This window comes from Candidatus Bathyarchaeota archaeon (assembly GCA_026014735.1).
Classification (GTDB): Archaea; Thermoproteota; Bathyarchaeia; order Bathyarchaeales; family Bathycorpusculaceae; genus Bathycorpusculum.
On the sequence record JAOZHT010000001.1, the window covers coordinates 678,933 to 702,826 of the forward strand.

Sequence of the window (23,894 nt, forward strand, 5' to 3'; positions counted from 1 at the left end):
GGTAACCGAAAGACTGTAGTTGTAGCTTTGTTGTTTTTACTAATTTCCGTTCAATTTACATCTCTTGTTAATGCACAAACACAGGATAGTTATGAACCAGACGATAGCTTCACACAATACAGCACCCTTACCCCATCGACATTAATTCAGGAACAAATCCGAAGCATCATGCCCGCGGGCGACAATGACTACATCCGCTTTTACGCAACCCCGGGAAACTATACCTTCTACACCAGCGGTTCAACAGACACCTACGGTTACCTCTATGATCAAAACCAAACCCAGCTGATAAGCGACGATGACAGCGGCGACGGTGTACAGTTCAAATTCACCTACAACATCACCCTCTCAGGAAACTATTATCTGAGGGTCAGAGGGTACAGCAATGAGACCATCGGGGACTACGCCCTCAACTACTACTATGAGCTTGGCTCCCTAAGGATCACGCCGAATTCGGGTGCAGGCGGAGTCTCGGTGGCCTTTACCGGCGAAGGTTTCCCCGCTTCTTCATCGGTAACTATCCAGTACTACGATTCATTTACCGCCTCATGGATGGCCTTCCAAACCGTGACCGCAAACGGCAGCGGATCCATCGTTTTCAATACCCAGATGCCTGACCTAAGACATGCAATGCCCTCTGGCGATAACTATGAAAACTCCGAAATCATACAGTTCCGAGCTGTAGTAAGCAGTACACCCTACTGCTATGCCGAATACACCCAATATCTACGGGGCATAAAAAGCGTCGGCGACCAAGCAGCATCGGGGCTATACGGCAACGGCACCGACTTATCCCAATCAGTCACGGTTAAAGCCGGAGAAATAATCACCATCGCCGGCAACTGGTTCCATGCAAACAGCCCCATCTACATCCGATGGGACAACACTTCCGTCGTTGGCACCGTAACCAGCGATCAATGGAGCAGCGCAACCGTAATTGGCAACTCAATCGCCAGCGCCTCAGGTTCATTTGAAGTCAACGTAACCATTCCATCAGCTGAAGTGGGAAACCACTACATAGCCATCGAGGACTCCCAAGGACGCGTCATCATCACTGTTCTCTATGCCCTTGGGTCATTGAAGCTTTCCTCCACTTCGGGCCCCGGAGGCGCCATGGTCCAGTTTACCGGTCAAGGGTTCACGCCTTCAACCCCCGTTGCCATATCCTATTACGACCCCACTTTGGGTTACTGGAATTTCTTCCAGTATGTTACAGCTGATTCAAACGGAAAAGTTGCCTTCTCAACTGAGATGCCTGACTTAAGACGCTCACTGACTACAGGTGATAACTATGATTCTTATGATGCGCTCTCTTTCCGTGCCCAAGTTAACAGTGTGACATACTGCTATGCTGAATACGACGAGTACATGAGAGGAATAAAGGTCGTGGACTCCCAGACGGCGTCTGGGCTATTTGGAAACGGCACCAACCTCGCCGAGGTCGTCAGCGTTTTACCCGGTGACAGTGTTCCTATAATTGGTAAATGGTTCCATGCAGGCAGCCCCATCTACATACGCTGGGACGGAGCCTCCGTGGTGGGCACCGTAACTGGAGCGGAATGGAACACTGCAACCATAGTGGGAAACACGATAGCTAGCCCCGAGGGGTCTTTTGAAACCACGATTACTATTCCCTCGGCTGAACCCGGCGAGCACTACGTAGCCATCGAGGACTCGCAAACCCGAGTTATAATCAAGGTTCTGCTTAATTCACCGGTGGATTGGAGCTACACCTACGGAACAACAGGCAGTGACGTGTTTATGTCAGGGATAAAAACATCCGACGGCGGATACGCCTTCGTAGGCAGTACGGTAGTGTCGTCTTCAAGTGATGTTTGGCTGGTGAAAACTGACCTCAGCGGAAAAGTCCAGTGGAATAAAACCTATGGTGGATCGGGAAGCGAATGCGGAAACAGTATCATCCAGCTACCTGACGGTAGCTTCGTTATAGCCGGCTACACATCCTCGTATAGCGGAACCAATGACATGTATCTGCTCCGCACAAATTCCACGGGTCACCTGCAAAATTTCAATGTCTTCGGGGGCAACGGAACAGACACTGCTAACAGCGTAATCGTCGATTACGACGGCAACTTCTTGTTAGCCGGCTCCACCACCTCCTATGGAGGCGGCACCAAAGCCTTCCTAGTTAAAACGAATTACACATGCAGTCCAATTTGGACAAAAACTTATGGCTTTAGCAGCGCAGATATTGCCAACTGTGTTATTCAATCAAATAACGGTTACTATGTCCTTGCAGGGCAAACCAATAACGGCACATCCAATGACTTTAGCTTGATATTAATAGATTATAACGGTAACATGGTTTATTTCAGAAGTTACGGCAGTCAAAACACCCCCGAAACGGCCTATAACCTGATTCAGACATCCGACGGCGGCTACTTGCTTTCCGGAACTAGGGGTGTTCTCTTCAACTCTTCAGTTGCCTATATAGTAAGGCTAAATTCGAATTTCGACACCACTTGGGAAACCACCTATGGCACGCCATATTATGGTATTGGATTTTCAGCGCGTGAAACATCCAGCAACGAATTTGTGGTCGGCGGAGGCATCGCCGCCCTAGGTCAAAATGCCTCTGATGTTTTGTTGCTGAAGCTTAACTCGAATGGAGCCGTTATTGCCAGCCAATCTTACGGAAGCTCCGGCCTTGACCTATGTCGTGCTGTCATAAAGAACGCTGATGAAAGTTTCGTTCTGGTAGGTGCCACCAACTCGTATGGCGCAGGCGGTCTTGATGGCTTGGCATTCAAGGTGTCTGCCCTAAGTGTTCCCCGAGTCCATAACCTCAACTCAGGCATAAGCTATAATTCCATCCAAAAAGCCATTGATTCAAGCAGCACCCACAGCGGCGACACCATACTGGTTGACAGCGGCTATTTCAGAGAAAACGTGATTATCCATAAACCTGTTCATTTGCAGAGCAACAATGGCTCCGCCATAATTGACAATGGCGGTATAGGCAGCGGAGTATACGTTATGGCTGACAACGTAGAAGTTTCCGGCTTCACCATCCAAGGCACGGGTTGGTACAGCGGCGTTTGCGGCATCACTATTGGCGCTGTCAGTGGCGCTAACATCAACTCCAACTACCTCCAGCTTAACGACTACGGAATCAAAGTAATGCACGCACGGAATTGCCAAATCACCAGCAACCACATTCAAGGTTGCACTGCTTACGGTATCCACCTCGACGGTTCTTCCCAGATTGCGTGTGCCAACAACTACCTGAGCTCCAACCTCAATGGGGGAGCAGACATGGGGGTATATGATTCCGCAGGCGTAACCATAACTAACCACGCAGCCAAAGATTCTTCACTGTATGTCAACGGCAACTCAACAGTACCCCTCTCAAATTCAGCGTTTAATTACCTGTCATCTGCTGGCTCTGCGGTGGTAACGATGCAGAATAGCATTTTAACCAACATCCTGACAGCAGGCAACTCAGTTTTAACGGTGCAGAATAGCCGTGCTAACTGGGTAAGTTGCTATGACGCCGCAGCCGTTAACCTCGTTGCCTCGAACGTATCGAGTATACAGGTAGACGGAACTGTTAATCTGCATGTTCAGGACCCAACCGCAGTAATCTCCCAATTATACGCCAATGGCAACTCAACGGTAAATGTCAATAAGGGAACCCTCTACGATCTAATCGCCTACTGCGATACTAAACTCTCCATAAGTGACGCTTCAGTAAACTGGCTTGAAGCCTACAACTTGAGCAAAACCATTTCTATGTCAAACGTCACGATCGGTACCTTTTACTTAGTGAATTCAAACACTTATTTGCTCGGCAACTTTACCGTACTCAGCCAACTCTACCTGGAAAAGAGCACCGTGGTCCGCCCATACATTGTAACCGTTAAAGACCAATCCGGCAGCCCCGTGGCGGGTATAGCATTAACCCTAAACCGGCAAGGCAGCACCTTCTGGAGCGGCACAACCAACGCTACCGGCTCTTTAGCCTTCAACATTACTTACACCGAGGCTAACTATAACTTGCCTACAACGCTTAAGGCGGGGGGCGGCGACACCTTTGCTTTGCAACAGTTTTCTTTGGTCACTAACTCTCCAATTCTGCTGACGTTACAGCAGCACACCGCCCAAGTCCACAACTTAAACACAGGCTTAAACTACTATACAATTCAAGATGCCTTAGATGCAACTCAAACCCTCAACGGACACGTTATAAAAGCAGATTCAGGCGTCTATTCTGAATGCCCAATCATAAATAAGTCCGTTAAACTGAGGGGCGCAGGTAACGCTTCAACCATTATTGCAGCAGGCAACTCGGTAAACGTAACTTCAATACGGGCAGATAACGTAGAAGTCAGCGGATTTACCATTCAGGGCATCGTTGACCCATACGTTGGCTCTTATGGCGGCGCTTACGGAATCGTCGCTGACAGATACAGTGGTGCAAACATAAGCTACAATGTTCTGGTAAACCTGCAGTATGGTGTAGCAGTCATAAACGCCACGTCTGTTAACATTTCACATAACACCTTTAAAAACAACCAGCTCGGCACCGTTCTATATTACACCAACAATAGCCAATTCACCCAAAACGAATTAACCAACAACACCCTCGGCTTTGGTTCAATATACGGCGTCTCCAACACAATCGCAGGCAACAACATACAGGGTAACTCTACCTTTTCAGCGGAGGGCTTAGTTGTGTACTTATCCACTAACAACTTAATAACCGCTAACACAGTGACAGGAAACCAAATAGGCATCTACATGTTATCAAACCAGAACAGTCAACTAACCTATAACCGAGTGGGCAACAACACTATCGGGCTTGGAATATTAAGCGCATCAACTGACATTGTCCATCATAACTTTTTCTTAAACAACGAATTACAAGCCATAACTCAATCTGGGGCCCCGGCGGCGGTCTGGGATAACGGATACCCAAGCGGAGGCAACTACTGGAGCGACTATAACGGAACCGACAGCAACCACGACGGCATCGGCGACACGGCATACACCATCGACTCAAACAACACCGACCGCTACCCAATAGTTTACTCAACAGCAACCTTCGATGCAGGCACAGTCAACGGTACACAATGCAGCGTGGAGACCCTCTCAAACTCTACAGTTGCCAACCTAAACATCCAAACCCAAAACAAAATCCTCAGCCTCGAAGTCTCTGGTACATCTGGGACAGCTGGCTTCACGTTAATCACTTTACCCAATAACCTCATGCAATCCGTCTACCGAGGCATCTTCACGGTTTACCTCGACGGCGTCGTCTGTGATTATACAAGCTGGTCAGATGCGAACTACACCTACATCTACCTTAACTACACGCATTCCCAGCATACCATACAAATCCAAGGAGACACAACCCCGCCGTCAACCGTCACCGACTATGATAACCTCTGGCACAGCACCTCTCTTGCGATAACCCTGACTGCAACCGACGCGGTTGGCATCGACCAAACATACTACAGAATCAACGGCGGCGCAACAAAAAACGTTGGCGTAGACGGACAACCCATCATAACCACGGAGGGCGCCACTAACACCTTAGAGTACTGGAGCACCGATTTAGCGGGCAACACAGAATCGCATCACACCCTTTCAAACATCAAACTTGACAAAACCGCCCCCACCGGTTCCATCCAGATAAACAGCGGCGCAGCCACAACCACCTCAACCTCCGTTAATCTTGCCGTCACCGCCCAAGATCTCCTCTCGGGCGTGGATAAGGTCAGATTCAGAACGATGGCGTTTGGGATACTGAGGCATGGGAAACCTTCACGGCAACCCGCGCATGGACTTTAACCTCGGGCGACGGCTCAAAGACGGTTTACTATCAAATCCGCGATAACTCCGGATTAACCTTTGACTTGACAGCAACGATACTGCTTCAATCAAGCAGCTCCACTCCTACACCCACCCCAGGCGGCGGTGGAAGCGGCGGAGGTTCAAGCGGAGGCGGCTCATCAAGTGGCGGGTCATCAAGCGGCGGAGGAACCCCGACCCCGACATCTAACCCCACAGCTACCCCTGCGCCCACACCAAAAGTCCCCGAGTTCAACTTGGTCATGGCGCTGCTGATCGTTGCCTTGGCAACTTTGGCTATGCTGGCGGCTTCAAAAAGAAAAGTCGCCGCGTTCAAGCCAAACCCCTAAGCTTTCGCTTGAGCCATTGCATGCTGACTCGGTTCGCCGCCAAGCCAGCGCCCTCTTTTTTGCTCTAATATCAATAAATCTGCGCAACTTTTTCTTTAGTTGTTGTTGCAGGGAACCTGCCTTTATTCAACAACAACCTATGCTTTGTGTTTAACAACGCATTTTGGCATCGGGCTTGGGGGCGCGTTGTAGACTGGGTGTGGCGAATTCTACAAGCAGAGCAGGCAGCTTTCCTGATGCTATATAAAAGGGGCCTATAGAAAGTGCATACGCGGCTATCTCCACTGCATCCTCAAGCCGCCGCAAAGAGTGCTGATTAGCTGATTGTGGTTCCTACGTTCTCGCCTGCAACCGCCAAAAGCATGTTTTGCGGCTCAAACCCGCTGACAACCACCGTTTTGATGTGGCTGCGCATAAGCACTTTAACTGCTTCAGGATCGATGATTTGGTGGATACCGGCTTTATGCTCGTTTTGCTCAAAGACCTTGGCGAGCTCCGCAAAGCTCAAGCGGTCAAGCATCACTGCGTCGGGGTGTCTGCGGGGATCTTTGTTGTAGACGCCGTTTTGGTCGGAGCCCTTGAGCAGCAGATCCGCCCCGATTTTCTCCGCCACCAAAGTGGCGACGGTATCGGTGGTTATGCCCGGTCGAAGTCCCCCCATCACGGCGATTTTGCCCTCAGATAAGCAGGATGCTGCCTCGTCAGGGGACACAGCGACCCTGCTGCATGCAACCTCGCCTAGGCGCTTAAGGAAAAGCTGCGCAAACAGCCGCGAGCAGCTAATCGCCACCTCATCCTGCGCATCCATATCCAACCCCAACTCCTTGGCTAACCCAATAAACTGCCTTGCCAGTGCGCCGCCGCCCACAACCACCGCGACCTCGTGGCCCTGCTGCTTGAGGGTTTTGATGGTGTCCGCGTATTTTCCGATGAGTTCCGTGTTGATTGGGTTCGCTACGACGCTTCCGCCTATCCGAACAACTATGCGCATATCTGTGCCTCTTGTTGTGGTGATATGGCATATGAGGGTTAAAAATCTTTAATACCTCATAAGCTGCTCTTAGCCAACCTGTAGGATTGGCTTACATGGCATTCGCTGAAGCGTTCACCTTTGAGGTTCGTGCACCGTTTAGTTTAGCGTTGTCTGCACTGGTTTTCTCAAGCGGCGACTCCCATGTCCGCGGATACGCAAACGGCGCCTTCAGCCAAGTGCTAAGCCTCAGTGAAGGGTTAGTTTGGGCTAAAGTCACTTCCTCCGGCACAGAAAAACAGCCCAGGCTGCATGTTGAGTTAAAGTCAAACAAGCCCATCACCGCCCAAACCAAGCGGGAGGCGCAGCAGGCGTTAACCTACATTTTCAGCTTAGACTTCGACTTAGCGGACTTCTACCGGGAAACAGAAACTGACCCAGTTATGAAGCGGGTTGCGGCTGCTCTCTGCGGCTTCAAGTTCCCAGTCACCCCAACCGCCTTTGAGGGCTTAGTGGACGCAATCGTGGAGCAGCAAATCTCCATAAAAGTAGCCCGAACCATCGAGGAACGGTTAGCCCTAAAACTCGGCGAGCATATAGAAATCGAGGGGGAAACCTACAGTGCCTTTCCAACGCCTCAGCAGGTTGCATCTGCAAGCATCAGCGATATCCAGGGCTGCGGGTTGAGCCTGCGCAAAGCCCAATACATCCATGGCGCCGCCAAAATGATCGCTGAAGGCAAATTGGACCTTGAAGGCATGAAGCAGAACCCCAATGCGGAAGAAATCGTTGTGGAGCTTGATGCACTCAAAGGCATCGGTGTTTGGACCGCGGAACTCACTGTTCTGCGTGGTATGCAACGCTACGATGTGCTTCCCGCTGATGATTTTGGAATAAGACGTGTAATCTCAACGTATTACTGCAGCGGCAAACCCATCCAAGCCGCGGAGGCGCGGGAAGTAGCTAAGGCATGGGGCAGATGGAAGGGGCTGGCGGCGTTTTATCTGATGGCCGCTGAAGTTAAGGGCGTAGATGCTTAGCTTGTTAGGCGCTTCTTTATCAGGTTAATACTTAAGGTAAAGAAAACAACCGTCGCCACCGACAGCCACACCAAACTTATCACAACCAACATACCTGAGCTTAAACCCAAAATCGGCTCTACGCTGCCTGCTATTGCGCCACGGGTTAGAGTAACCACCTGAGTTAGAGGCAGGAACACTAAAGCTAAACCCTGCAGGGCTTGGGGAAGCGTTGAAAGGGGGAAGAAGGTTCCTGACAGAAACAGCATGGGCGTCACGAAGAGGAATAAGGGGTAGTTGAAGAAGTCAATTGAGGGTGAAGCCGCGGTGAAGCACATGGCGATGGAGGAGAATAGCAAGCCGCCAAAGAACGCGATTATGGGGATTAGCAGGAAAAGCGGTGTAGTTATGATGGGCTCTGCAGTGAAGAGGCCTGCGGCGCCGATTACGGCAAGCACGATGGTTGTGTTTATCGTTGCCCTTGTTGCGCCCCAAAGCAGCTCGCCTGCCACAACTTCTTCGATGCTGATCGGCGTGGCGACTATGGCGTCGAAGGTTTTTTGGAAGTACATGCGTACAAACGAGGCAAAGGTGCACTCGAAGAAGGAACCGTTCATTATGGCAATCGCCACCAATGCGGGCGCGATGAAGTTCACGTAGGGCATTCCCTGTATGCTGGGGATGAATCCGCCTAAGCCGAAGCCGAAGGCAGCAAGGTAAATGATGGGTTCAAGTAGCGAGGGGAAAAAGTTTACTTTAACAGTTTTTAGGAAAACGTCGAGGTTGCGTCGCCAAACCTTCCATGCCCTATAGCTGAGGTGGGGAAGCGAGAACTTCGCTGGTGACCTGCGGATGTTAGGCTGAGTCATTCCTCGCGAAGTCCCCTTCCGGTTAATTTAAGGAAAACATCCTCTAGGTTTGCGCTGCGGATAGAAACGTTCTGGAGGTGGTGCTCTCGGAGGAATCCTTCGAAGACTCCGTGGGGTTTATCGGTGAAGATTTGCATGCGATCGCCCAGATGCTCTATCCGCGCTTCTGGAAAAGCCTCCTGAATAAGCTGGACGAGTGCTTGGTTGTAGTCAACCTCTAAAACCTCATGTCCCACGTGTTTGCGGATAAGCTCGCTTGGGCTGCCTTCCTCGATGATTTTGCCGTGGTCAACGATTAAGATGCGGTCGCAGAGGATTTGGGCTTCATCCATGTAATGCGTGGTTAGGATGATGGTGACTTGCTGCTTTTTGAGGTGCCGCACTTCATCCCAGACCAGATGCCTTGCCTGCGGATCCAGTCCAACGGTGGGTTCGTCGAGGAGCAGAATCGGCGGCTTATTGATTAATGCGCGGGCAAAGATGAGTCTGCGCTTCATGCCTGTGGACAGCGCCAAAATCGGCAGGTCCTTTTTTTCTTCCAGCTGAAAGAACTTTAGTTGCTCTGCTGCCCTTTTTTGCGCTTCCTCTTTTTCGATGTCATAGTAGCGTGCATAAACCGTTAGGTTCTCCATGACGGTGAAGTCTGGGTCAAGGTTGTCCTCTTGGGGCGACACGCCGACTTTGGCTTTGATTTCCCGGCACCTGTTTTTTACGCTTAGCCCTGCAACGGTTAATTCACCTGAGGTTGGCAGAAGAAAACAGTACATCATCCGCACAGTCGTGGTTTTGCCTGCTCCGTTTGGCCCCAGGAAACCGACGCATTCGCCGCGGTAAACTTTGAAGTCTATGCCGTCGACGGCTACGAATTCGCCGTATTTTTTGGTTAATGCCTTGGCTTCGATGAGGACTTCTCTGTCATCCATAAACGTTCACGTAAAGATTCACATGGGGCACTTTAACTGTTGCTTACTGTTTCCCCGCAAGGTACATGCAGTAGCCGTAGCTTATGGGGCCCTGCTTGGTGGTTTCACAGGGGAACTCTTTACATTCAAAGCAATACGCTACACCTTTTTGGTGGGCGCAATTGCAGATTTGACAGAACCTGTTTTCCCTTGCCACGCAGCCTACAGTCCCGTTTGGGCATGTGCCGCTGGTCATTTTTGGGCATTTCTCGCATGCGATACCGCAGACACCAACTTTCATGTCTTTGTCTCCTTTAGCTGTGAAAAAAACTATAGGCCCCTTATATAAAGGCGCATCGGCCCTCGGTTGCTAGCCGAAGATGCTTGTGTAGAGGGCAAGAAAACTCAGGATCCCCGCGATATAGGAAAGCACCCATAGAACCCAGGTTAACTTAGCCAGTCTCTTTGTTTTGGCTTCAAATGTTGTGGAGCTCGGTCGCCAGAGCAGTACCATCCACACCGCGAAGGCGATGGCGGGAATCGAGAGTACGCCATGGGAGACAAACGCGAAGATATGCATCGGCTCGTTGAAGTAGAGCTCCATGGAGCCCTCGGTGGGCGGCGTCATGACGATGACTGAGCTGAAGGTAACCAATGTGGCGCAGACCACCACGATTAAGGTGACGCCATGCAGAAGCATATTGCCCTTGCGCCTAAACCACATGCTCAAAAGAATCAGCGCGGTCCAAAGCGTCTGCATCGAGAGGTTGATGGCATGGTAGCTTGAGCTGATTTCGCCCGAGAAGTAGGTGAGGGCGGCGATGAAGCCGAGCATCACGGCAAAGACGACGGCGATTGCGAGGATTGCAAGTTTTCCTTCTGAGAGGCGAGGTTTTTTGGATGCGGGTTGGGTGGTCATATCCATCACTTTGCGTTTAGGTTTTAGCGTTAAAGGCTTTTTGGTCAAGAAAGTTTGACTGAAACTTTGGGGGCTGGTCAAACTTTTTTGACTGCGCATTACCCTAAATTTAAGCCCTAAATGTGGAGACTTCTGGGTTAAACTGCCCCAAGATTGGTCAAGGTTAAATAATCAATCATACAAAGAGAAGAAGGAAAACAAATGAGCCTGCGCCTAAACCCCATCTACGATAAACTGCTTCCCCGAATGACTGAGGAAGAGTTCACAGAACTCAAAAAGTCAATCGAAACCGAGGGGCAGCATTACCCCATCATCGTCAACGAAGACCTTGAAGTCCTCGACGGTCACCACCGCTTCCGCGCCTGCCAAGAACTCGGAGTCGAACCCGACTTCGAAGTTAAGCGCTTCGAAGATAAGCTGCTGGAGAAAAAATTCGTCATAGAAGCCAACCTGCGGCGCCGTCACCTCAACAATTTTCAGCTCGTTGAGCTTGCGGTACCATTGCTGGAAATCGAGAAGGCACTGGCTAGGCAGCGGCAATCCGTGGGCGGCAAGAATGGGCGGAACCTGCAGCTGGGGTTAGCGTCAGATGACGCGGAGCCCGAGCCGGTTTTCAAAGCCAAAGCAGCCGAGGTGGTAGCCAAAAAAGCCGGGCTGTCCACGCGGACTTTTGAGCGGGGCAAAAAAATTGTTGAGGAAGCCAGCGAAGATGACAAGCAGAAGCTCCGCGAAGGCAAAACCAGTATATCCCACGTGTACCAGGAAATCGTGGAGAGCCAAAAGCCCCCGGAGCCCGAACGTGAACTTAAAGCGCCCTCGCCATATGACCTGCAAAACCTCGCTAACCTAAAAACGCTCCTTGAACAGATGGAGCGTCATCAGCTGTTCTGTCCCGAATGCGGAGCGGCGATGTTTGAATGCAGCAAATGCCACAAGACCCTCAAGTCCCTTCTGAGAGCCGCGCCGGAGACGGAAACAGGAGCAGACACGGATTTCCAGGGCTAAATATGGCATTTGGGGTTTCTGCAAATGAATATCGCAGCCCTACCGGAGGAGTTTAATGAAAGCGGTTATTGACGCGTCCAAATGTATCTGCTGCAAAAAATGCCACGTTGCCAAAGCCTGCCCCATAAAAGCGGTTTTCCGCATCAGCAGCGACGAAGTCGCCTTCATAGACATGCACCTCTGCCACGGCTGCGGACTCTGCGCCACCGCATGCCCCGCAGGCGCCGTTGTCATGAGAGAAAGCTAACTTACTGCTCCATTAACTGCCGGATTAACCGGCGTTCTGCCTTGCGCAGGTGCTCAACCACCGTTGAATCCGCCAAATCAAGCTTTCGCGCCAGCTCCTCAGTGGTTATTTTCCTTGGGATATCATAGTAACCCATTTTGTATGCGGCAAGCAGAACCTCGCGTTGCTTCTCGGTTAACTGGTTAAGGGGGGAGGTGGGGGAAAAACTGGCGTCTGCAAGCAGCACCACTCGGTAGCGGATGCCTAAAACGCTGACTTTCTCCATGAAATCCTTGATTTGTTGCTCGCTGCCCAGAAAGGAGAACCGGATTTTTCCCTCTCCAATGCCTATGGGTGTGAAGAGGTACCCGCTTTCTATGCCAATCGCCGAGAGCAGCGACGATAAACTGGGGCCCCCCCGCATAAACATGATGCAGGCGCCGTTTTTTTGTCTCTCAAGTATTTGGGCTTCAACTAAAAAGCCGCCTTTTAGGAGCGTTTCAACTTTTAGGTCCAGGTCTGATTCAGGGTCTTTGAATTCAACTTGGGAGATGGCGGCGAATTCGTTTTGGTCCTGCCGGAGGAAATAGAGAAGTTCGAGTGATTTGATGGGTCGGAATTCTGGGAATTCGATGCCTATTTTGGCGAGTTCTTTCTCGAAGACCTCAAGGATTAGCCGTCGCATACCGAAACGGTCATTTGGTCGATGATATACTTTTCCATGAACCGAGTATATTCGGTGCAACCTTAAAGAGAAGCCGAATCATCCATACTAAGGTCAAAATTACGATAGATAACCGACTAAACAGGAGACAACCAATTTGGCTAATCATAAAGTTAATCTCTTCGGAAAGCTTGGGCGCGTAATCACCAAACGCAAGTTCTCAATAATCGCTGTTTGGCTTCTGCTTCTGGCAATCGTGCTACCCATTGTGCTGACTGCCAGCGGAGTCTCTTCACTTACCATGAACTCCTCCACGGACAACAGCATAGAATCCGCCAAAGCCAACGACATAATAAAAACCCAGTTTCAAAAGAGCGTTTCAAACGACTCCCTCATAATTGTAATTTCAACCAGTGATGCTTCATCGCTAAGCACACAGGACTTCATCGATGAACTCACACGGCAAATTAACGAATCCTCCACCATAAAGGGCGTCGAAAACATAACCAGCGTCTACTCGATTCTTATCCCCGCCCTAAACCAGACTAATCAGGCTCTTTATCTAGCCTATGATGGCGGCAACTTGACCTATAGTCTCCTCTACAGTGTCCCCACCATCTACTCAAATGTTTGGTACCAAGCCTACAACACCACCAAGGCGTCGCAGTTGATGCCGGGTCTTAACCAGACCAATCAGGGCGTTTACTCGGTCTATGACAACGCCAACATGACTTACTATATGCTCTACAGTGTCCCCGCCACGTACTCCGGCATCTGGGCAGGCGCCTACACGGCACTGGAGAACGCCAACTTAACCTACAACCTGCTCTACAGCATACCCGCAATTTATCTTAACGCTTGGCAGCAGGCGATGACCTCCACTTTGGGCAACGTAGACCAATCCAACGTAATCGCGAACCAAACCACCGCGCAGATGCTCTACGCCGCTGACCCCGCCGCGTATGCCCAGTACACCTCTCATCTGCTCCAAGCTTTCCATGGCGCATGGACCCAAAGCTACCTTAACCCCTCCACAGCGGCATGGACGCCTCTTGAACGCGCCACCTTTGCCTCAGACCAAACCAACCAGCTCTACATCAACACGTTCCTAGCCGGCGACGTCACCGCCCAAGCATTCACAAACGCACTCGCCAACACCCTTACCCTTCAAGATTACCTAACTAACACCCAAACAGAAAACAACATCGCACTCACCGACTTCATCATCCAAATATTAAACAGCATGTCAAGCGGCAGCGGCATGTCCCTTAGCGACATCCAAGCGGCGCCCGCAGCCTCCTACAGCCTAGACCCCTACACCATCGCCGCCTTCAACACGGTAGCTTATAGTCAAACTGCTGCGCTGCTTTCTCAAGCTGACCCAGCCGCCTACACAGAGTACCTTGCACCGCTGCTCTACGGGTTTAATGCCACTTGGGCAATGAGTTTCCAGAATCCCGCAACCCAAACCTTCACCTCAACCGATCGGGCATCGCTGGCAGCCAACATAACAGTGCAGAACTACATCAGCACTGCCTTAGCTGGCAACGCAACGATGCAGGGGTTTGTGAAGGCATTAACGCAGACTTTCTCACTCAACAGCTTCCTCACCAACACTGCCCAACAAAACAATGAGCAACTCCGCAGCTTCGCCATCGAGTACGTTGCCAATCAGTCGAACACCGCTAAATCTTTTGTTGCGGCAGCCTTTAATTTGGGCAGAGCCCCCTCCAGCAGCGCATTGGCTGCTTTAGCTGACAACGTGATTTGGTACTCGCCTAATTATGGTTTAGACAGTTTCATTTCGCTGTTTAACGGGATCTCCTATAACCAGACGCGTAGCATCCTAAAAGACATCGATGAATCCGCCTACACTGACTACACCTCGCATCTGCTGGACATGTTCAATGCGTCGTGGAGCCAGCGTGTTCCCTCTCAGCCTACGGCAAGTTGGATTAACCAGACTGCCTCCGCTGCCTCAAACGCCATAAACGGCAAGTTCATAGACACTTACCTAAGCGACGGCGCAGACTTCTCCAAGCAGATAGCAGCGTCCCTTACCTTGCAGGATTTCCTTAACGCCAACAGCACCTACACCAACGCCAAAATTGAGACTTTGACCCTCGACTACGTTGCCAACGAATCGGGTTTATCGAGGCAGCTTATCTCAGCGGTCTATAACATGGGCGAGAACGCATCCGAAAGCGCCCTTAAAACTTTGGCGTCAAGCGTCATCTCGGACCCTGATGCTTACAATTTAGGCGAAGAATTCAACACGCTACTTACCTCGTTTGTTTCGCCCAACAACGATGTAACGCTTGTATCAGTAACCTTTGACGGCTCACATGACGGTAACCTGCTTGCCATCCGCGGCATCATCGCTGATCTCCTCGCCCAGAATCCCAGCGACATCCAGGACGCTCAAGTCACAGGCGCCGACGCCCTCAACTATGACTTTATGCAGTCAACCTTCCAGGACCTCGAGCTTATCCTCCCCGTCACCATCGCGCTGCTTGTCATAGCGACGGCGCTGTTCTTCCGCTCCATCGTTACCCCCATCATCACTTTAGGCACCATCGGAATCGGCCTTGGCGTCTCGCAGATTTTCCCCTATCTAGTCGGCACCTACATCAACCAGGTAGACTACACTGTAAACACGATTCTTTTAACCGTGCTCATTGGGGTCGGAACCGACTATAGCATCTTTGTGCTCGCGCGGCACCGCGAGGAACGCATCAACGGCCTTCCACTCTTTGAAGCCATCAAAAAATCCATCACCTGGGCAGGCGAAAGCATCGTTACCAGCGGCGCCACCGTCATCATTTCCTTCCTGGCGCTGTCGGCAACCTCCATGATTTTCCTTCAAACCATGGGGTTAATCGTGGGCTGCGGCGTCATTGTTACGCTTCTGGCATCGCTGACTTTCGCGCCTGCCTTAGCCGCGATTCTGGGCGACCGCATATTCTGGCCCAACTCAGGCGAGCGCTTTGCACGCTACGCCGCAGGCATCACCGAGAAGAACCAGCGCAGAGGCGGCTACTTTGCCCGAAGCGGCTCCTTCTCAGTGAAACATGGCAAAGTCATCATACTCTTAGCGGTGCTTGTCACGGTGCCTGCCTTCTATGTCTACGCGTCCACCACGCCTACCTATGACATGATAGGAAGCGCCTCAAGCAGCCTGGAATCCATCTCAGCCTCGACAACGCTTACGGATTCGTTTGGTGGCGGCAGAATGTTGCCGACTTACGCGGTGGTGACGTTCTCAAGCCCGATTGTAACTAATGGCAGCTTCAACATGGGCGAGATGGCGACGCTTCAAGCCATCACCGAAAGCATCACAGGCGACGACGGCCTACAGGAAGTCACCGGACCCACCATGCCCTTCGGCGACCCCGTTGACTACCAAACAATCACTAACCAATCCGACTCCACCACCTACAATGCCATGCTAAGCGCCATAGGCGACGATAACCAATCCGCATTGATAACGATAAAATTCAACGTTGACCCCTACTCCACCGAAGCCATGGATTATGCCAAAGAAATCCGCAGCAGCCTCCACGCAAACTTCGACGACGCAGCAAACGTCACCGGCATCTATCTAGGCGGCACCACCGGCGAAACCCTTGACATGCGCAACACCTTTGAGAACCAATTTGCCCAGATATTGCCCATAGTCGCGTTGGGCGTCGGCATCGTCCTCTTCATCGTGCTGGGCTCGCTGATACTGCCCGTCTTTGCTATCCTCTCGGTGTTGATGAGCATCGTTTGGACGCTGGCAGTCACTGTGGTGGTGTTCCAAGCTGCATTCGGCTACGGACTGCTCTTCATTACGCCGCTGATACTCTTCGTGCTGCTGCTGGGGCTAGGCATGGACTACAACATCTTCATCCTCACCCGCATCCGTGAAGAAGCCAGCAAAGGCCAGCATCTAAACGACGCTATCGTGCATGCGATTCAGCAGACAGGCGGCATCATCACAGCCGCAGCCATCATACTGGCGGGTTCACTGGGCGCTATGATGCTTTCCAGCAACATGATGCTGCGTGAAATGGGCTTCGCATTCGCCTTTAGCATCCTCATCGATGCCCTCGTGGTACGCACCTACATTGTGCCCGCTGTTATGGCGACGTTTGGCAAATGGAACTGGTATAACCCCATCAAGCGGCTGCAGCGAATCAAAGGCTTAGACGGCAACGGCAAAACCAGCGTATCCACCGAGCAAAACGGCGGCGAAACGAAAACCCAGTAGAAACCTATGGGAACCACCTGGTTCCCCCAACAATCTTTTTATAAGCCATTCCACCCAATCCAAAAGATTTTGTTAAAACAAACCATCAGATGACCCGTTTATGGTTCAGTACAAGTGGGTTGCACTCTCCAACACAACTCTTGGCATGCTCATGGCATCCATCGACATGACCATCGTGCTTATCGCTTTGCCATCGATTTTCAGGGGCATCCAAATCGACCCCTTCACCAGCTTCCAGTACCTGCTCTGGGTGATGTTCGGCTACAGCATCGTCACCGCAGTGCTTCTGGTGACCTTCGGCAGACTCAGTGACATGTTCGGCAGGGTTAAACTCTACAATTTAGGTTTCCTCATATTCACCATCGGCTCCATCTTGCTCTCGATTACCCCTAGCACCGGCGATGCAGGCGCAATAGAGCTGATTATCTTCAGAATCGTCCAGGGCGTGGGCGCAGCGTTTCTGTTCTCCAACAGCGGCGCCATCATCACCGACGCCTTTCCCGAGAACGAACGCGGTAAAGCCCTCGGCATAAACCAGCTTGCCTTCCTTGCAGGCTCCTTAATCGGGCTGGTTCTAGGCGGCGTTTTAGCAGTTTACGATTGGCGTTTGGTCTTCTTGGTCAGTGTTCCCGTGGGCATCGCGGGCACCGTGTGGTCCTATTGGAAACTTAAAGAGCAGCATGTGGTGCGCCGCAAGCAGAAGCTCGATGTGTGGGGCAACATATGCTTCGGCGGCGGCTTAACCCTGATATTGCTCGGCATAACCTATGGTTTAACCCCCTACGGCGGCTCCTCGATGGGCTGGGCTAACCCCATGGTAATTGCCTTCTTCGCCATAGGCGCCGCGTTACTGTTTGCTTTTCCCTTTGTCGAACGCAAAGCAGCTGACCCCATGTTTAGGCTTGAACTCTTCAAAAACCGCACCTTCGCCGCAGGTAACATCGCCACCTTCTTGAGTTCCATGTCGCGGGGCGGCGTGATGATTATGCTGGTGGTGCTGCTTCAAGGCATCTGGCTGCCCCTGCATGGCTACAGCTACGAGGACGCGCCGTTCTGGGCAGGCATATTTATGATACCCATGTCCATCGGCATCGCCATTACGGGTCCCCTAAGCGGCTACCTCAGCGACAAGCATGGCGCCCGCACCTTCGCAACCGTCGGCATGATAATTACGGGCCTGACCTTTCTGATGTTCACGCTTTTACCCGCCAACTTCGAGTACCTGCCCTTCGCGCTTATACTGCTGGTTATGGGCTTGGGCAACGGCATCTTCATGTCGCCTAACATGGCGTCTGTGATGAACAGCTGCCCCGCTGAGCACCGAGGCGCCGCATCCGGCATGCGCTCGACGCTGCAGAACTGCGGTCAAACCATCAGCCAAGCCATATTCTTCTCGATAATCATCATCAGCCTCAACGCCAACCTCCCCGCGGCGTTATCCAGTGCGGCAGCGGATGCAGGGGCTTCACCTCAGCTTGCCGCAGCCTTCAGCGTTACACCTGCCTCAGGCGCCCTCTTCGCGGCCTTCCTAGGCTACAACCCCATCGGTACCCTGCTGCAGTCAATGGGCTCAGTTGCCTCTGGGCTGCCTGCCTCCACGTTAAATGTCCTGCAGGGACAAACCTTCTTCCCCAACGCCATAGCCGCCCCCTTCATGTCCGCGCTAACCGTGGCGTTCATTCTTGCGGCGGTACTGTGCTTTTTGGCTGCGTTGTTCTCGGCGATGCGGGGATCCAAGAGCAAAAGCGGCGCCTAAGCCCCCGTGTCAGGGCTTGATGGCGAGGAAAAGGTTTTTGCAGGCACAAATAATATAGCATAAAGGCGCCCACAGTATCCACAGTGAAATCCATGCCAGGCACCTATTCACGATTACTGGGCGTAGTAGGCAAACCTAATACGGGTAAATCCACGTTCTTCAGCGCCGCCACCCTAGCCGCGGCGGAAATCGCCAACTACCCCTTCACAACCATCAAACCTAACCGCGGCGTCGGCTACGTCCGCAGCCCCTGCGTCCACCCTGACTTCGGCGTGCAGGATAACCCAAAAAACAGCCTCTGCCTAGACGGCGTCCGATTGGTACCTGTCGAGATCATCGACATCGCAGGCATCGTGCCTGGCGCATGGGAAGGACGAGGATTAGGCAACCAGTTCCTCGACGAAATCCGCCGCGCCGACGCCTTGGTGCATATCGTGGATGCCAGCGGCGGCACCGACTGCGAGGGCAAAAGCTGCAAGCCCGGCGAACATGATCCCGTCGAGGATGTGGCGTTTTTGGAGAAGGAAATCACGATGTGGATGGTCACGATTCTCAAAAAGGACTGGGCACGTATTTCACGCACCGCTGAGCAGGACAAAAAAGGCATCGCCCATCACCTTGAAGACCGCCTCAACGGGCTGAGCATCCGCAAAACCTGCGTGAACGAAGCCATCCGCAAAGCCGGCTTAAACATCGATAAACCCGCGACGTGGAGCGATGAGGATTTCTACCGCTTCATCGACCAGCTCCGATGCATCTCCAAGCCCCTGCTTATCGTTGCCAACAAAATCGATTTGCCCACCGCTCAGGCTAACGTGGAGCGCCTCAAAAAGCTGGGGCACATCGTTATTCCAGCTTCAGCCGAAGCCGAGCTGGTGCTAAGACGCGCCGCCGAGAAGGGCCTAATCGAATACAAACCCGGCGATGGCGACTTCAAAATCCTGCAGCCTGAAAAGCTCTCATTGGGGCAGATACGTGCGCTTGAGGCAGTTAAGGAGAAAATCCTGCGGCCTAACGGCAGCACGGGCGTGCAAGCAGCCCTAAACACTGCCTACCAGAAGCTGCTGGACATGATTGTGGTGTACCCTGTCGAGGACATCGAGCACCTCAGCGACCATGGCGGACGGGTGTTGCCTGATGCATATTTGGTTCCTAGAGGCACAACCGCGCATCAATTCGCCTATGTCATCCACACCGAGCTGGGCGATAATTTCCTCTATGCAGTCGACGCTAGGGATAAACGGCGAATCGGCGAAGAAACAGTGCTAAAGGACCGCGATGTCATCTCGATTGTCAGCACCAAAAAACGCTCGTAGAAGACGATTTGGGGCTTATTCTTGCTCCTATTCTTTGCCTTCTTCGGCTCAGTCGAGTTCTCTGGAGCGCCTTTTTACGCGGGCCAATCATCTGCATGTTTTTTGTAGTGCTCTGTTTACAGCGTCATCTCTGCGAGTTTTAATGAACTGTCAACTTGGATGCCTTTTGTGCCGGTGACAAAACGTGTCAGCTTCGAATCTGCCTCCGCGCCTATGGTGAGGGCTCGGTCGCCCTTGTAGGAGACAGTTATTGTTACGCCTTCTCGACATAGATCCTCCACTATTTCCTTAACAAGGGGTCTTGAATCTCCCGCTGCTTTGATGTTATCGATGCCTTTCTTTAGGGTCTCTTTGAGGCCTCCGCTTGTTGCGCCTTCACGTGTACTGCTGATCACGTCATGGATCAATTCTTTATCGGTGATGTTAACGTCGACTTTTTTGTTATTCACGTTAATTTCCATCTGGGGAACGTTGCCTTCACTGATGGTTATTTTTCCAGTTTTCAGCATCTCAATTAAAAAAGTGGGTAATTGCATCTTTGGCGCCTACACCGTGGCTAACTCATAGAGGTTTGGGCTTCTTTGGCTAACTCTACATCGAGCACAACTGAACCGTTTAGTCTTGCCTTAAAGAATTGCGCATCAAGAGTCAGGTCTTCAAAGGTCAGCTTCAGGTCCGATTTGGTTCCCGCAAGCTTGTCTAGCACTTCCACAATTGTGTCGCCTACCGTTTCAGCGGTCTCTTGCATGACATGGGAGCCTTTTTCCATTGCCTCTGACATGTTTGATTTATTCTGCATTTAAAACACCATATCTTTATGAAGCTAAAAAGGATAAATACCAATGTGATTGCAGGATTGCAGCAACATTTCTGGCATATAGGTGCTTGTTTTATTGTATCTGCGCTGGCAACATGCGGTTGATGCTACAATAAAACACGAACATAAGTTTAATTGCCCATCAATGTCTTTTTTATTAAGTTAAGATGGATGTCTACTTTTATGGTTAGCCCTAATCGCGATTCCAATTGGTTTTATGGGTGGCTGCTTATTTCCGCAATCGGTTTTCTGATACATATGCTTGTGAATGCGGTAATCAATGGGCCGACCCCTAGCAAATCAGGCAACAAAGCATAATGGAGTGAGTGTTGACTTTGCGTTATTTGCCCATTCTGGGTAAAGCCCTTGGTCTTGCATTGATCTTTAATTCACTGCTCACGGCTGCATACGGCGTCACCCTCTTCAATATGTTCGGGCGGTTTTTTCCAGCTGGACAAGAATATTATCCCCTTTTGCTTTCAGGAAACATATTTCTGGTCGTGGCGCTTGTGGGGTTGCTTAACGTTGTGCCCTGCACGTTGCTTAGCCGAACCTTTGAAACCGGCAGGTTCCTCTTCCACCATTATGTCTACGGTGCATTGGTGATTGCTGCAGCAACCATTTACCTAATTTTTTTACCGTTTGATGTATGGACAACTTTTCTAGTCTACAATACCCAGCCTACCGTAAACGTTGCCCGCGTCCTGATTCTGGTGGGCGCCGCCATGATCGTGGATGATTTACCCGACGTGCATCCCTCCATAAACACGGCTCTGATGTGGACTAAACAGAAGGCTGCCCCCACATCAGGCGTCCTCTCTGTTCTCCATCTTGTCGCAGCCGGTGCCTCAGTATACGTTGCCGCCGTCATGGCGTTTTTGATGATTCAGCACCCATCCATGGCTAACACGGCCAACCTGATTTTAACCTTGAATCTGACCCTAACATGCATCATAGCTTTTGTTGCGCTGAAGAAGGATGCGTGGACCAAACTGAAAGACTAAAGGTGTCGTTCAGTAATCCAATAACTATTAGACTGAGGCAGATTTGAAAGCAAATGGTTAAATTGTTTAAGAGATGCAAGGAGGTGTGGATTCTTATGAATGAATATAAAGTGGTTTACTGGGAGGACGATACAGGGGAGTTTTGTTTTGGAGCATCCGTGAAATCGAGGTTCCAACAGGAAATAAATGATTTATCCCAGGAAGGTTGGGTTGTAAAATCCTCCAACATAGCCTCGCTACCCCCTACGAATACGGAAATAAGGCGAATTAGCGTATATGCCCTGCTTGAGAGAGAAAAAATTCCTGCACCTTTTAGGGGACGTTCAAAAAATAGTCTGTAGAAGCACTTAATCTTAGTTATCTACGCCTTTCTTAATAGCTCAATTGATATTTGTTCATTTTTTCCAAATGTTTAATGTGCATTGATTCCAGCAGTAAGGGCTTTCTTTGTACATACAGCCCCTGCATTCTGCCCTGTCAAAGCGTTTCTGGTTAGGTCTACTCATGAAAGCACCCTAAAAAAAGCGGGGCGGCTTAGGCTTCCTTCTTTCTAACTGTGTTTGAGAACACCTTTTTGCTTGTTTTCTTTCTGTATTCACAGTGGGGACGAACTGAAGATTTGCATCTTCGACAATTTTTAACTAAACCAACTCTTAACATACACATAGTTGATATGCCTCGTTTTTGTATAGAAAAGAATCAGTTATACAATCAGGCGATTCCAAGAGGATAAAAGAGACTCTTCATCAGTCATATCGACGCTTCATACTAATAAAGGTTGAATGTGCAGGTTTTAATATGTAAAATATCCGTGCATGCATGTTATAAGGTAAAAAATTTTTTAGCACAGAATTTTAAATGCAAAAATGAGCTGTAATGAGGCGAGAAGAATGGCATCTAAAAACAATACCCGCTGAGAGGCATTTAACGAATTGAAAAACAACCGAACGGAAACACGAGAGCATTCATCCTGAAAAAATGAGTCAAATTTGGGTTGGTGCGTAAAACGTATTGCCGTTGCGTTTTGCGTGTTTTATGATGCGTTTTCGCCAACCTATTAAGATGCTATTAGTTGATTTATATTGAATCCTATAGGGGTGGAAGATGCCCGCTGGGACAGTGCGTTTTCTGCAGTCGGAGGCGGCTTAGGTGCCGTAGCGGCGTTTACGTTTCTGGAACGTGCGGATGGCACGCAGCATGTCGATGAGTCGGAAGTCAGGCCAGTACACGTCGAGGAAAACAAGTTCGCTGTAGGCGGATTGCCAGACTAGAAAGCCGCTGAGGCGCTCCTCGCCGGATGTGCGGATAATCAGGTCAGGATCCTGCTTGGTCATATGTGAGGTATAGAGGTACTTTTCGATGGTGCTCTCGTCGATGTCGTCGGGTTCAAGCTCGCCGGCTTTCACCCGCTCAGCTACGACGCGCACCGCATCTACGATTTCGGCTCGTCCGCCATAGGCGAAGGCGAAGTTTAGGAATTGGTTATCATAGGTGGCGGTTGCCTGTTCCACGTCGGTTATAAGCTGCTGGAGGCTAGGCGGCAGCATGTTGGTTCGGCCGATGACTTTGACGTGCACGCGGTTTCTGTGGATGCGCTCATCCGTTAGGAGTTTACGGAATTCTCCCTCAGCGATCTGCATGATTTGCTCGATTTCCTTGGTGTTGCGGGCAAAGTTCTCGGTGGAAAAGCTGTAGAGCGTGACGAATTTGACGTTGAGTTTAAGGCACCAGTCTAGAAGCTGCTCGACGGTTTCGGCGCCTTTTTTGTGTCCCAGCCACGGATTCATCTCTTTTGAGCTGGCCCAGCGGCGGTTGCCGTCCAGAATTATGGCGATGTGCTCGACGGGGACACCGTTTTTCACCTGCTGCCAAAGCCACTCCTCGTATACCTTGTAGATACCAAGAAAATAGAGGATTCTTTTAAGCACCAAGTGAGCCTCGCATCGTAAAGGTCAACGTAGCGTAGTTGATATTAAGGTTAAATCTTTGCTGCTTCAATTAAAGCTTCCCC

19 protein-coding genes are annotated in these 23,894 nt (G+C 50.8%); 10 read left to right on the forward strand and 9 right to left on the reverse strand.

Annotated features, from left to right (window positions below; all coding sequences use genetic code 11):
- Positions 1-30: 30 nt before the first annotated feature.
- Positions 31-5,814 (forward strand): right-handed parallel beta-helix repeat-containing protein, encoded by a 5,784-nt coding sequence (locus NWE93_03500; GenBank protein ID MCW3999284.1) that lies wholly within the window; start codon positions 31-33, stop codon positions 5,812-5,814.
- Positions 5,815-5,879: 65 nt separating this feature from the next.
- Positions 5,880-6,164 carry a hypothetical protein gene (locus NWE93_03505; protein MCW3999285.1) on the forward strand — a complete coding sequence of 95 codons (285 nt, stop codon included), beginning with the start codon at positions 5,880-5,882 and terminating at the stop codon, positions 6,162-6,164.
- 316 nt (positions 6,165-6,480) lie between these two features.
- On the opposite strand, the gene pyrH is transcribed toward NWE93_03505, so the two are convergent.
- Positions 6,481-7,155: a UMP kinase gene (pyrH, locus tag NWE93_03510; GenBank protein MCW3999286.1), complete on the reverse strand. Its 675-nt coding sequence runs from the start codon at positions 7,153-7,155 to the stop codon at positions 6,481-6,483.
- Positions 7,156-7,250: 95 nt separating this feature from the next.
- Between pyrH and NWE93_03515 the strand changes: the two genes are divergently transcribed.
- Entirely contained in the window at positions 7,251-8,174 is a 924-nt protein-coding gene (locus NWE93_03515) for a DNA-3-methyladenine glycosylase (GenBank protein MCW3999287.1), read from the forward strand.
- On the opposite strand, the gene NWE93_03520 is transcribed toward NWE93_03515, so the two are convergent.
- The 4 genes from NWE93_03520 to NWE93_03535 all read right to left on the reverse strand — a co-directional run bounded on the left by NWE93_03520 (position 8,171) and on the right by NWE93_03535 (position 10,843).
- Positions 8,171-9,022 (reverse strand): ABC transporter permease, encoded by an 852-nt coding sequence (locus tag NWE93_03520; protein MCW3999288.1) that lies wholly within the window; start codon positions 9,020-9,022, stop codon positions 8,171-8,173. The genes NWE93_03515 and NWE93_03520 overlap by 4 nt on opposite strands.
- Complete coding sequence (locus tag NWE93_03525) at positions 9,019-9,945, reverse strand: ABC transporter ATP-binding protein (protein ID MCW3999289.1); 927 nt, start codon at positions 9,943-9,945, stop codon at positions 9,019-9,021. The genes NWE93_03520 and NWE93_03525 overlap by 4 nt, the downstream gene beginning before the upstream one ends.
- A 43-nt stretch (positions 9,946-9,988) precedes the next feature.
- Positions 9,989-10,225, reverse strand: coding sequence for a DUF3795 domain-containing protein (locus tag NWE93_03530; protein MCW3999290.1), 237 nt, complete (start codon positions 10,223-10,225; stop codon positions 9,989-9,991).
- A 69-nt stretch (positions 10,226-10,294) separates the two neighbouring features.
- On the reverse strand, positions 10,295-10,843 hold the full coding sequence (locus NWE93_03535; GenBank protein ID MCW3999291.1) for a hypothetical protein: 549 nt from the start codon (positions 10,841-10,843) through the stop codon (positions 10,295-10,297).
- A 201-nt stretch (positions 10,844-11,044) separates the two neighbouring features.
- On the opposite strand from NWE93_03535, the gene NWE93_03540 reads away from it, so the two are divergent.
- Together NWE93_03540 and NWE93_03545 are read left to right on the forward strand one after the other, a co-directional pair.
- Positions 11,045-11,848, forward strand: coding sequence for a ParB N-terminal domain-containing protein (locus NWE93_03540; GenBank protein MCW3999292.1), 804 nt, complete (start codon positions 11,045-11,047; stop codon positions 11,846-11,848).
- A 55-nt stretch (positions 11,849-11,903) separates the two neighbouring features.
- Positions 11,904-12,095, forward strand: coding sequence for a 4Fe-4S dicluster domain-containing protein (locus NWE93_03545; GenBank protein ID MCW3999293.1), 192 nt, complete (start codon positions 11,904-11,906; stop codon positions 12,093-12,095).
- Between the two features lies 1 nt (position 12,096).
- On the opposite strand, the gene NWE93_03550 is transcribed toward NWE93_03545, so the two are convergent.
- Positions 12,097-12,759, reverse strand: coding sequence for a helix-turn-helix domain-containing protein (locus NWE93_03550; protein MCW3999294.1), 663 nt, complete (start codon positions 12,757-12,759; stop codon positions 12,097-12,099).
- Positions 12,760-12,895: 136 nt separating this feature from the next.
- On the opposite strand from NWE93_03550, the gene NWE93_03555 reads away from it, so the two are divergent.
- From NWE93_03555 to NWE93_03565, 3 genes are all read left to right on the forward strand, one after another.
- Positions 12,896-16,990, forward strand: coding sequence for an MMPL family transporter (locus NWE93_03555; protein MCW3999295.1), 4,095 nt, complete (start codon positions 12,896-12,898; stop codon positions 16,988-16,990).
- A gap of 100 nt (positions 16,991-17,090) precedes the next feature.
- On the forward strand, positions 17,091-18,746 hold the full coding sequence (locus NWE93_03560; protein MCW3999296.1) for an MFS transporter: 1,656 nt from the start codon (positions 17,091-17,093) through the stop codon (positions 18,744-18,746).
- 92 nt (positions 18,747-18,838) lie between these two features.
- A complete protein-coding gene (locus tag NWE93_03565; protein ID MCW3999297.1) occupies positions 18,839-20,062 on the forward strand; it encodes a redox-regulated ATPase YchF in 1,224 nt (407 codons plus the stop codon).
- A 116-nt stretch (positions 20,063-20,178) separates the two neighbouring features.
- Here NWE93_03565 and NWE93_03570 read toward each other — a convergent pair whose 3' ends face one another.
- Both NWE93_03570 and NWE93_03575 read right to left on the reverse strand, forming a co-directional pair.
- Positions 20,179-20,598 carry a hypothetical protein gene (locus tag NWE93_03570; protein ID MCW3999298.1) on the reverse strand — a complete coding sequence of 140 codons (420 nt, stop codon included), beginning with the start codon at positions 20,596-20,598 and terminating at the stop codon, positions 20,179-20,181.
- A 20-nt stretch (positions 20,599-20,618) separates the two neighbouring features.
- Entirely contained in the window at positions 20,619-20,861 is a 243-nt protein-coding gene (locus NWE93_03575) for a hypothetical protein (protein ID MCW3999299.1), read from the reverse strand.
- A 347-nt stretch (positions 20,862-21,208) separates the two neighbouring features.
- Between NWE93_03575 and NWE93_03580 the strand changes: the two genes are divergently transcribed.
- Together NWE93_03580 and NWE93_03585 are read left to right on the forward strand one after the other, a co-directional pair.
- Positions 21,209-21,883, forward strand: coding sequence for a hypothetical protein (locus NWE93_03580; GenBank protein ID MCW3999300.1), 675 nt, complete (start codon positions 21,209-21,211; stop codon positions 21,881-21,883).
- A 95-nt stretch (positions 21,884-21,978) separates the two neighbouring features.
- Positions 21,979-22,224, forward strand: coding sequence for a hypothetical protein (locus tag NWE93_03585; protein MCW3999301.1), 246 nt, complete (start codon positions 21,979-21,981; stop codon positions 22,222-22,224).
- 804 nt (positions 22,225-23,028) lie between these two features.
- Here NWE93_03585 and uppS read toward each other — a convergent pair.
- On the reverse strand, positions 23,029-23,811 hold the full coding sequence (uppS, locus tag NWE93_03590; GenBank protein MCW3999302.1) for a polyprenyl diphosphate synthase: 783 nt from the start codon (positions 23,809-23,811) through the stop codon (positions 23,029-23,031).
- Positions 23,812-23,894: the final 83 nt, after the last annotated feature.

Bases quoted from the DNA above. Each gene is read 5' to 3' on its own strand.
- NWE93_03525 (MCW3999289.1), bottom strand. From the start codon at position 9,945: ATGGATGACAGAGAAGTCCTCATCGAAGCCAAGGCATTAACCAAAAAA.
- NWE93_03515 (MCW3999287.1), top strand. From the start codon at position 7,251: ATGGCATTCGCTGAAGCGTTCACCTTTGAGGTTCGTGCACCGTTTAGT.
- NWE93_03560 (MCW3999296.1), top strand. From the start codon at position 17,091: ATGGTTCAGTACAAGTGGGTTGCACTCTCCAACACAACTCTTGGCATG.
- NWE93_03565 (MCW3999297.1), top strand. From the start codon at position 18,839: ATGCCAGGCACCTATTCACGATTACTGGGCGTAGTAGGCAAACCTAAT.
- NWE93_03570 (MCW3999298.1), bottom strand. From the start codon at position 20,598: ATGCAATTACCCACTTTTTTAATTGAGATGCTGAAAACTGGAAAAATA.
- NWE93_03520 (MCW3999288.1), bottom strand. From the start codon at position 9,022: ATGACTCAGCCTAACATCCGCAGGTCACCAGCGAAGTTCTCGCTTCCC.
- NWE93_03575 (MCW3999299.1), bottom strand. From the start codon at position 20,861: ATGCAGAATAAATCAAACATGTCAGAGGCAATGGAAAAAGGCTCCCAT.
- NWE93_03550 (MCW3999294.1), bottom strand. From the start codon at position 12,759: ATGCGACGGCTAATCCTTGAGGTCTTCGAGAAAGAACTCGCCAAAATA.
- NWE93_03535 (MCW3999291.1), bottom strand. From the start codon at position 10,843: ATGACCACCCAACCCGCATCCAAAAAACCTCGCCTCTCAGAAGGAAAA.
- NWE93_03585 (MCW3999301.1), top strand. From the start codon at position 21,979: ATGAATGAATATAAAGTGGTTTACTGGGAGGACGATACAGGGGAGTTT.
- NWE93_03545 (MCW3999293.1), top strand. From the start codon at position 11,904: ATGAAAGCGGTTATTGACGCGTCCAAATGTATCTGCTGCAAAAAATGC.
- pyrH (MCW3999286.1), bottom strand. From the start codon at position 7,155: ATGCGCATAGTTGTTCGGATAGGCGGAAGCGTCGTAGCGAACCCAATC.
- NWE93_03530 (MCW3999290.1), bottom strand. From the start codon at position 10,225: ATGAAAGTTGGTGTCTGCGGTATCGCATGCGAGAAATGCCCAAAAATG.
- NWE93_03540 (MCW3999292.1), top strand. From the start codon at position 11,045: ATGAGCCTGCGCCTAAACCCCATCTACGATAAACTGCTTCCCCGAATG.